At 56.1% G+C, this 428-nt stretch carries 1 rRNA gene; it reads left to right on the top strand.

Annotated elements, in window-relative coordinates:
- Positions 1–428: ribosomal RNA gene (locus PUW82_RS15055) — 16S ribosomal RNA — on the top strand; the annotation flags it as partial.

The following is a 428-nucleotide window of genomic DNA, read 5'->3' as shown; positions in this document are numbered from 1 at the left end:
CTCAGATTGAACGCTGGCGGCAGGCCTAACACATGCAAGTCGAACGGTAACAGGAAACAGCTTGCTGTTTCGCTGACGAGTGGCGGACGGGTGAGTAATGTCTGGGAAACTGCCTGATGGAGGGGGATAACTACTGGAAACGGTAGCTAATACCGCATAACGTCGCAAGACCAAAGAGGGGGACCTTCGGGCCTCTTGCCATCGGATGTGCCCAGATGGGATTAGCTAGTAGGTGGGGTAACGGCTCACCTAGGCGACGATCCCTAGCTGGTCTGAGAGGATGACCAGCCACACTGGAACTGAGACACGGTCCAGACTCCTACGGGAGGCAGCAGTGGGGAATATTGCACAATGGGCGCAAGCCTGATGCAGCCATGCCGCGTGTATGAAGAAGGCCTTCGGGTTGTAAAGTACTTTCAGCGGGGAGG

It is taken from the genome of Microbacterium thalli, from assembly GCF_028737325.1.
Taxonomy (GTDB): domain Bacteria; phylum Actinomycetota; class Actinomycetes; order Actinomycetales; family Microbacteriaceae; genus Microbacterium; species Microbacterium thalli.
This window is presented reverse-complemented; position numbering and strand designations above follow the sequence as displayed.